We start from the raw sequence: 9,721 nt of genomic DNA on the forward strand, positions 1-9,721 counted from the left end.
GGAAAAAATCTTTTTATCTTTTTTTGCAATCTTGATAGTCTTCCGCTATCGTGCGCTCGTCCAGCAGCCGCGCCGTGATCAGCTCCTCAGCCGTCGCCACGAGCGCGCTGTCGACCCCGCCCCGCCGCACCAGCGGTAGCCCGTGCAGCCGCTGCCGCACCTCGCGCAGCGCCGCCAGCGCCTGCGCCTGCGTCCCCGTGGCGACCACCGCGCGCAGCCTGCCGCGCGGGTCGACCAGCGTGAGCAGCCGCTCGACCGCCAGCGCCGCCCGCGCGGCGGTCAGAGCGGCACTGGCACTGGCATCACTGCGCGCGCCGCTCATGCCATCCCCCTTTGCAGCGCCGACGGCACGCGCGGCTGCACCGGATCCGCCACCGGAGCCCCGTGCGGCTGCATCGGATCCACCGCCTGCGCCACCGCCACCGGCGCGGGGGAAGCGCCGCCCCCGCTGACAGGCGCCACCGCCACCGCCGCGGCTTCCGGCGCCCCGCCTGCGACGAGCGCGTCCGGCACGCGCACGGGCGCCGTATCCGCCCCGGCGCCACCACCGCCCCACGCGGCTACCGGCGCGGGGGCCTGGGCCCCGTCGATGATCCCGAAGCTGTGCCCTGCTACCGCCACGGGCTGCACTGGATCCGCCACCGGCGCCTGCGCTACCCGCAGCGGCGCCCCTGCCGGCGCGGGCTGCTGTGCGGGCGGCTGCACCGGATCCGCCACCGGAGCCCCGTGCGGCTGCATCGGATCCACCGCCTGCGCCACCGCCACCGGCGCGGGGGAAGCGCCGCCCCCGCTGACAGGCGCCACCGCCACCGCCGCGGCTTCCGGCGCCCCGCCTGCGACGAGCGCGTCCGGCACGCGCACGGGCGCCGTATCCGCCCCGGCGCCACCACCGCCCCACGCGGCTACCGGCGCGGGGGCCTGGGCCCCGTCGATGATCCCGAAGCTGTGCCCTGCTACCGCCACGGGCTGCACTGGATCCGCCACCGGCGCCTGCGCTACCCGCAGCGGCGCCCCTGCCGGCGCGGGCTGCTGTGCGGGCGGCTGCACCGGATCCGCCACCGCCACCGGCGCCCCTGCCGGCTGCTGCGCCGGCGCCACCGCCACGGGCTGCTGCGGCTGCCCCCTCTCCCCGCCCCCGGCACGGGGGGCGGGGGTGGTGCTTTCACCTCCCGCGCCGGTCGGCGGCTGCCCGCCGCCCCCGCGTGGCGCGTTGCCCGTGATTTTGGCCCACGCCTCCTGCAGCACGCCCTTTGCCGCCTCGGGACCTTCGGATAGCAGCGTCCCGAGCGCGGATTTCCCCGTCGTCGCCATGACCACGGCGTCCACGGCTGTGCCCGCGAGCACCGCGACACTCGCGCCGGTCGCGAGCACGCCGCCACCCAGCACGCCCGCCGCCGCTGCAGCACCGCGAGCGACCCATGTGCCCGACTGCCGCAGGGCGGCCGAGGCTGCCGCGCGGGCCGCAGGGCTCGCCGCGGTCTGCGCCGCGCGCTGTAGCAGGGTCTCGAGGCCTGCCTGCCCCAGCCCCACCGCGAGCGTTCCCAGCGTCGACGCGGCCATCATCTGCGACGGCGACATGTTTTCCAGCGCTTTCAGCGCCGGATTTAGATCGCTCTGTGCTGCAAGGGCTTTGCGCGTCTGGTGCGCCCACGCCGCGAGCTGCTCGGGGGTCATGCGCCGGGGCGGCTCGATGCCGAGCGCTTGGGCTTGCCTCTGATAGTCCGCGTACGCCTGGGCGTAGCTCAAAGGGTTGAAAGAGCTATCCCGCCGCGCTTGCTGCAGCGCGGCTTGCGCCTCGCCCCGGATCCGCTCATGCGCCGCCGCTATCTGCTCGCGTGTCGGCAAGCCGGCGGTCGCCTCGGCTGCTGCGGCCTGCTGCTGCTGCAGCCGCTCGCGCGCCGCGGCATCGATGCCCGCCGCCTCGGACTCGATACCTTGCCGGCGCTGCTCATGCTCGCCGAAGAGCCCGCGCGCTTGCACGCCAAACGCGCGCGCTTGGTCGTAGTGGCCGGACAGCGCCATTAGCCCCTGCGTCGCGAGCGCACGGTCTTCGGGGTTCTTGCTCGCGCCGATATCGGCCATGGCGAGAGAGGCCGACTCAAACATTGCCCCAAACCGATTGGCAAAGTTCTTTGAGCCTTCGGCGTACCGGGCATCATAGGCATTGAGAGCACGATTGATCTGGTCGGCGTCGAAGCCGCCGCGCGCGAGTCGATCAGCGATGACGCTGCGCATGTCGCCACCGTTGCGCGCTAAATCCATCAGCATATCGGCCGCCATACCCTGCGGCGAAAAGGTCATCGGCGTGAAGCTCGCGGCGAACTGCAGCGCGCTCTGATCCTGCACGCCGCCCGTGCGCTGGGCCGCATCGTCGACCCGCGCGAGTTCTTGCGCGAGAAGCTCGCGCGCCGCGGTGAGCGTATCCGCCGCGCTCGTCGAGCGCTGGGCCTCCGCCGTGCGGCTGTGCGATGCCCCGCGCGTCGCCTCACCGAAGCGCTCGCCCCGAGCGCCCGCGGTCGTGCGCTGGGAGGTGCGCTCGCCCTGGCTCGCCGCGCTTTGCAGCGAGTCGGCGATGCGCTGCACGACGTCGGCGCTCAGTCCGCCGCCAGCGCTCAGCGCGCGGCCCAGCGCACCCAGCGCCCGGCCCACGCCACCGCCGACAGCGGCTGCGCGCGAGGTGAGAGCGCTCAAGAAACTGGCGCTGTCGAAGCGCCCGCCAGCGGTGAAGCGCCCGGCGAGCTCTTTCGCCACCTGCGCCGCCGCCCGCATGTCTTCGCCGCTGTACGCCTCTTCGCCGCGCTCTTCGCCCCACGTCGAAGCGTTGCGCGTGCCGCCTGCGGAACGGCGCTCCTGCGCGCCGGTCTCACCCGTGCCCCAGCGCTGGAGCACGTCCATCGCCTGCTGGATGGCTTGCCGCGCGCCCGTGCTCGTCGATGTGCCAAGCCCCGCCGTGCGGTTGAAGCCGACACCTGTCGCCGCGGTCTGCCCGGCCGTCGCGCTCGAGGTCAGCCCCATGGCGCTGCTTGCTGCAGTGCGCTGCATAAAGCCCTGGATACTGCCCGCAGCGGTGGCAGCAATGCTCCTCTCGAGCCCCGAGAAAAAGTCCCCGGCACCGCTGAGCATCGCCGTGCCGCGCTCCGCGGCTGCGCGTGCCGCGTCAGCGGACACACCGCGCCCCAGCGCCGCAGAGGTCGCCTGGGTGTAGCCCTGCAAGTCAGTCGCGACACCGCCGCCGCTTGCCGGGGCCGCCGTACCGCCGCCGGCGCTTGCCGCGCCGCCGATGCCGAGCAACCCGATACTCGCGGCGATCGCGATCAGGCCCCAGGCGCCATTCTTGGCCGTGTCTGCGTAAGCGTTGATCGCGTTGGCGATCTCTCTGAAGTACGCAAAAAGGTCGTGCGCACATGGCCCCGAGCCGTTGCACGAGCCGGATATCTGCAGTGCCCCGCTTTGCGCGTCTTGCAGCATCTGCATAAACCGGTCGGCCTGCCCGGCCACGATCATCTCGCCGGTCACGTTGACGACGTCCGGCACGGCAAGAAATGCCAGATACCCGCCGACCGCCGCGAAGACCCGGCCCAGGTTGCCGTACCCGGTAAAAAGCATGGCGCCGACCATGAACGGCATGATGACGGTCGCCATCACGATCCAGTTCGCCGCGCGCGCGTCGGCTTCGGCGATGGCTTTCTCGGCATTGATCAGCGCGGACCGGATCTGCTCGCCGACCGCATTGCAGACGTCGGCGTCAGCCGTCGGCGCCCCCGCGGTCGTGCGCGCGAGGATCGCAGCTTCGGCGCTGCGATTGACGCTAGAGCCAAGAAAACAGGCAAACGCGGCCGAGGACACGATGTCGTTCCACGTTGCACGCGCTGCGCCGGACACATTGACGAGCAGCGCGTCCATGCTCGAGCGCAGCATCGTGCCGCAGCCCGAGCCCGAGCCGTCGGCACAGTTGAACTCTTGCAAGAGCTGCTCCTCGGCGCTCGCGCCGGCTTTGAGCTTGTCGCGAATTTCGCCGCAGAGCTGCAGGCATGTCCTGCTCTGCGCATCGGTGATCGCGCCGCTGGACGCGACCTTGGACGTGGCGGTCTGGGTCAGCACGACGAGCCCGGGGTTGTCCAGTGTTGGCTGGCCGGACGGCGGACAAGCCCGCGCAAAGAGGTCATACCCGGGACTGCGCCAGAAAGCCTCCTGGCCGGCGATTTTTCCGCTCTGATCACAGAAGCGGAAAAACATACTCACGTTGTAGGCGAAGTGATCGCGCGGATCTTGCGACGTGCGCGTGATGAAGTCGATCACGCCGCGCGTCGCCGCCTTGAAAGCGCTCACGACCGAGCACCGGGACGCGTCGCGCATCTCGGGGCGGTCGGCGCCGATGTTGCAAAGCTCCTGCGTCCAGGCTGGGGCCATCGCAGCCGTCATGCGCTCGCCAATGATCCGGCCCGCGGACGTGCCCAGCGACAGCGGCAGCGCCACCACGATCGGCACGTCGTCGACGACCTGGGGCGCGTAACTATTTCGCATGAGCGTGTTATTGCCGTCGTAGCTCGATTCGACCGTTACGGTCGCGGTCGGCGTCATCAGCACGACAGTCGCGATGAAGTACGCCACCAGGTGGTCAAAGCGCGGAAAGCCCCGATTGCGCAGCGCAGAAAACAGCGCCATGAGCACCGCACCGATCATGCCGAGCTTGACCATGTCGGCCAGCATCGAGCCGCTAAAGCCGCCCGACGTGCCCAGCGTCATGACGACCGCGCGCAGCGCACCGGCCAGCGTCTGCGGGTCGCCTGGGGTGTAGATGGAAAGATCCATGAGGGTGACTCCTGTGTGAGGATGTGACGCTGTACTTCTGCAGGAGTGCGACAGGCGCCCGCGCGCGGGGAAGGGTGAAGGCACCACCCCGCCCCCAGGGGGCGGGAGAGGGGCTAGGCGGGGTGGGAGCGCTCGAGCCGCTGCGCGCGCGCCTCTGCCGCGTCCGCACGCTCGTGTGCGACATGCCGCTCCGCCGCACGCTCCACGTCACGCTCGCGCTCGTCGACATCACGCTCGCGCACGCTGCCCGCGCGCCGCTCTGCGCGCTCCATGTCCAGCGCCGAGCGCTTCTCCTCCAGGCGCTCGATACTGCGCCCGATGTCGCGCTCCACCTCATCGCGCGAGCCGACGGCGTGCACGCTCAAGCTCTCGCGATGTCGGCTGCTCGCGACGTACTCCATCGATCTGTCGGATCCGGCGCTGTGCAGCACGTGAGCGGTATCGACCGTGGCGCCCTGAGACTTGTGGATGGTCACCGCGTAGGCGTAGTCGATGTAGCGGTAGGCGTCCTGCGTCACGGTGATGCGCGCCGCGTCGCCGTCGCGCTGCAGCGTGAGCTGCCCCGCGCGCGCGTCGACGACCGTAAAAGTCTGGCCGTTCTTGACCCCCACCTGGCGGTCGTTCTGCAGCGCGACGACGCGGTCGCCCACGGCAAAGGCCTTCACCCGCTCCACCGCGTCGCTGCGGCGCTGCGTGGTAAAGGCCACGTTGTCACCGCGAAGCAAGCCCGCCTCGCGCGCCAGCGCGCGGGCTTCCGTGTTGATCTTGTCGACGTCTGCTCTGCGAGCTGCGAGCGCGAGCGACGATTTGCCCTCTGCCAAGTCACGCACGACGGCTGTGGCGATGGCTTTGCGTGCGTCTGCGTCGCTCTCGTGCGCGTGCAAGTAACCTTTTTCTTTCATGATGCCGAGCGCGTGCGCAGCATCGCCCGCGCGCATCGCGAGCACCATCTCTCTGTCGCGCGCGTCGGTCTGCCGGCGGATCTCGTCGAGCGTCACGTGAGACCCGGCAGCGTCACGCATCACGCGCATCGCAGCACCAGCGCCGATCGCTTGGAGCTGCCGCGTGTCACCCACGAGCACAAGGGACGAGCCCGCGGCCTCGACGCGCTGCACGAGCGCGTGCATGAGCCTGGAGTCCACCATCCCGGCTTCATCGAGCACGACGACGGTCTTTGCATCGAGCGCGAGCTCGCCGCGCTCGATACGCTGCAGCGTGCTGTGGATGGTGTCGGATGCGATGCCGCTGCCTTCCTGCAGGCCTGCCGCGGCCTTGCCCGCCAGCGCCACGCCCACCACGCGCGCGCCCGAGGCTTCCCAGGCCTCGCGCGCGGCACCCAGGAGGTAGCTCTTCCCCCCGCCCGCCACGCCCTCGATCACGGACAGCTGCTGCCCGGCGGTGATATGGTCAAAGGCCACGCGCTGCTGCGCCGACAGCGTGCGGGACGCGACAGCACGCTCGCGCGCGTCGGCGGTCACCTCCACGCCCCGCGCCTGCGCGCCGGTGGCGGCGAAGGCCTCGATGGCCCGCTCCGCAGCGAGCACCTCTCGGGTCGTGTAGTGGACACCCCCGCGCTCGTCGCGCAGCGCCACCAGCTCGCCGGCGGCCTCGAGGCGCGCGATCTCTCCGCGCACCTGCGCGACACTTAGCCCAGTGCCCGCCGCGCCCTCGAGCGCGCGGGCGAGGATCTGCGATTCGGTGCGGGTCGCGTCGTTCTCGAAAGCGGCCAGTATGCGCGGCGCTGCTTCAGACTCGAGTGAGAGCGTTTCAGCGTTACGCTGTAACGCGACATGCATTTCCGCCGCCAATGCCCGCGCGGATGCAATCGCGTCGGCGCGGGGGGTTGCGGATTTCTCTGCTTTTGTCGCGACTTGCGCGATATCACGGGATTTCGCGCTGTCGCTTTTTGCGGCTTCGGCGATTTGCTCGGATCGGGCGGAAAGTTTTTCCGCGGCGTCGCGCAAGCCGGCGATCTCGAAGGCTTTTTCCGTGCGTTCGGTCTGCAGTCCCAGGCGCTGCAGCGCGTTGGAAAGCTCGAGCTTGTAGACTGCATCGATCTCGCGCATGCGCGCGATATCGAAATCGATGGTTTTGTGTCGGTCGGAAATGTTTGCGATGACGACGTGCGTGTGTAAATGCACGTCGCCCGCGCGGCTGCTCGCGTGCTCGAAAGTGGCAGCCAGCACGCGGTCGAGCGGCTCGCGCACCGCGCCGGCATGCCCGGTGCGTGTGTAGAAAAAGCCCGTCGATTCGGCGTACGATAGCGCCGATTCGACGGCTTTTTGCTGCGCAGCGGATATCTCCGCGCGCAGCTGATCGTCGGCCAGTGCAAACGCGAGCGAAACGGTTTTTGGTGCGCTGAAAGTCAAGTCGTAACCGGCTTTGTGATTGTCTTGCCCCGCCGTCGAATGCATCGGTGCGCGGTCGATTGGCGAATAGCCCGACAGCGCGGCGACAAGGTCGTCGCGCTTGACGATTTCCCCGGCGATGCCCAGGGATTCGGCAAGACCGCCCGCCCATTTACCCGGCGGCTCGTCGGTCGTGCGTTCAGATTGCAAATCCTCTTTTCCGGCGGTATAGCCCGCATAATACGCGGCGGTCGCGGCGATATTGCCGCCGCTCGATATCGTGGCTTTGGTGAGCATGGCGTAATCCTTTATTCCTTGGTCGGCGAGTTGGGCCATTCAAACCGGCGAGAAGAGTTTCCAAATTGCCGCGCATCTGCCGGCGTCGGCCATTTGCCATATCGGCGCCAATAGGCTTTTGCACAGCGCAGCATCCACGAATAAAAGTCGTAGCTGTCGAGGTCATTATTTGGTATCGGCTCGATTTCCAAATCGTAAAATATCCGATACTCGCGGAAACTCGGAATGCGATAACGCTCGCGGATTTCCCGTTTTAGCGCTTCCTGCATCGCCGATAGCTTTTCGTCGATATCGCGCGCAAGCTCGGCCATGCGCGCGTCCATTGCATCCCGCGAAGCGTTTTCGGGGCGCTTCGTAAAGTGCGTCAGACAAGCATCGCGCAATACCTGCGCAACGCTTTTGCCGGTTCTGCTCGATTCACGCTCGATCATCTCGGCGATATCATCATCAACGCGTGTGTGTATTACCTTGCTCATGATGGAAATCCTCCAAAAGCGTATACACCAGCCCGCGATGCGCGTATACAGGGTGTATACGCCTGTATACGCTTCCGACACCTAAAAAAAGGCCTTCGCGGACCTGCTTGTATACGCCTGTATACTTCTGTATACGCGCGTCATACCGCCACGCTAGAGGGCGTCATACCGCCACCCGTCCGGGGTGGGGAGTGTGCGTTCCTGGGTGACTCTGCATCGTGCGTATACAAAAGGCTATTCGATGGAGCGCGCGGATTCGCGCGACTCACCGGCCTGCGCGGGCTCCGCGCGCGGCGGCGATGCGGGCTGCGATGGCGGCGGCGATTGCTCCGCTGCAGCGCGCGGGGCGATGGGATCGCGATTCGCGGGCAAATAGCTTTGCGCGCGCGATGGACGCTGGCGGATTTCGAGGCTGACCCGCGCGACAGGAAAATCCCCCGCGAGCGATAGATACCCCGTGCGGTCGGGCAGATTTTGAATTTGCGACGGCAAAATCGCGCGCTCCTTTTCGAGTCGCAATTGCACGCTACGTGTCTGCGACAAGTGTCCACGAGAAGCTTCAGATTGCGAAAGATTTTCGCGATAGATTTGCCGCTCGCCGATGAGTCGCGACAATTCTTCGGATGTTTCGGCATCGACAGTGCGCAATATCAGCGCATTTGACAAACACGACAAAAGTGTTTGCGCACCGTCGCGGCCGTAGATATCGCGCAATTGCGCGGTCGATTGAATGCCAACAATCGCGCGTCCGCCGTATTTACGGGATTTCGTCAAAAAATCCGCCAATCCCGAAACTTGCCCGAACGTCGCCAATTCGTCCAGCACCAGCCAAAACCGCGCATCGCCTGGATTACGTGACAGGATGCCGACCGTGCAAATGTCGATCATGGCAGATATTAACGTGCGCAATGCTTGAATTTGATCATCGCGCGCAGTCAAATAAATCCAGCGCTTTGAATTGTCTTCCGCAATCCTGCGAATCGAAAAAGCCCGCGCGTCGGCTTCGGGGTGCAATAATCGAAACGGCGCGCAATAGGCCGACACAATGCCGCGCACGGACGCCAACATTTTGTCGTTGGATTCGTCCAGCATGGCGCGAATCGGATACGCGGCAAAGAGCTTGCGCAATTCCGAGTTTTGCGAGAATAGCAACAATTCGGCCAATTTCTCATTGTTCAATTGGTTTTTGAATGCGTATTCAAAAACCGACGACACGAATGTGCGCGCATACGCATTCCACTCTTTGCCGCTCCCGTGGCCCTCCGGGACAATCGCGCGGGCGATGCGCTCGGCATCGTGTGCCGCGCGCATTTCTGCGAGCGGCGACCATTCGACCGAGCGCGCGTCCAAAGGATTGATGATGATGTCGCCGCGCGATTCGTCATAGTATTTTTCCAGCGCTAATCCGCCGATATCGGCGATCAGCGCGCGATCTCCGCGGCTCGCGGCGCCATCGAGAATTTCGTGAATCGCGACAGTTTTTCCAGCGCCAGTTGATCCGGATATCAGAAAATGCAGCGTTTCCAAATTCGCGGGAATTGGGATATTTGCGATGGTGATTCCGCCGGCGGATTTTTTTGTGAGCCGCTGGAGCTTGCGCGCGTCGGCCAGCTCTGCCCCGCGCAGCGTGGCGGCCTGCGCGGCCACGTCCTCGGGCCGGCCCAGCGGCACGAGCAGGCCCCCCACCATCCCCAGCAGCGCGCCGATGCCCGCGTAGCGCGCGACGTCGGCCAGCAGCGCCTCGGCCTCGGCCAGGGCCTGGGCTTGGGTCTGGGCGGGGGTGGGGGT

Annotated in this window: 5 protein-coding genes; all 5 read right to left on the minus strand. The window is 67.1% G+C overall.

All coding sequences use genetic code 11. From position 1 onward, the window contains the following. Positions 1 to 13: 13 nt before the first annotated feature. Positions 14 to 322 (minus strand): hypothetical protein, encoded by a 309-nt coding sequence (locus Tchar_RS11030; protein WP_144329065.1) that lies wholly within the window; start codon positions 320 to 322, stop codon positions 14 to 16. Then, positions 319 to 4,812 carry a conjugal transfer protein TraG gene (locus Tchar_RS13755; RefSeq protein WP_161595507.1) on the minus strand — a complete coding sequence of 1,498 codons (4,494 nt, stop codon included), beginning with the start codon at positions 4,810 to 4,812 and terminating at the stop codon, positions 319 to 321. Before Tchar_RS13755 ends, Tchar_RS11030 begins: the two co-directional genes overlap by 4 nt. 113 nt (positions 4,813 to 4,925) lie before the next feature. Then, complete coding sequence (mobF, locus tag Tchar_RS11040; RefSeq protein WP_161595508.1) at positions 4,926 to 7,457, minus strand: MobF family relaxase; 2,532 nt, start codon at positions 7,455 to 7,457, stop codon at positions 4,926 to 4,928. An 11-nt stretch (positions 7,458 to 7,468) separates the two neighbouring features. Continuing rightward, complete coding sequence (locus Tchar_RS11045) at positions 7,469 to 7,933, minus strand: hypothetical protein (protein ID WP_144329067.1); 465 nt, start codon at positions 7,931 to 7,933, stop codon at positions 7,469 to 7,471. Positions 7,934 to 8,167: 234 nt separating this feature from the next. Beyond that, a partial coding sequence (locus tag Tchar_RS11050) for a type IV secretion system DNA-binding domain-containing protein (RefSeq protein ID WP_144329068.1) occupies positions 8,168 to 9,721 on the minus strand: 1,554 nt, incomplete at its 5' end.

The organism is Tepidimonas charontis, from assembly GCF_007556685.1.
Lineage (GTDB): Bacteria > Pseudomonadota > Gammaproteobacteria > Burkholderiales > Burkholderiaceae_C > Tepidimonas > Tepidimonas charontis.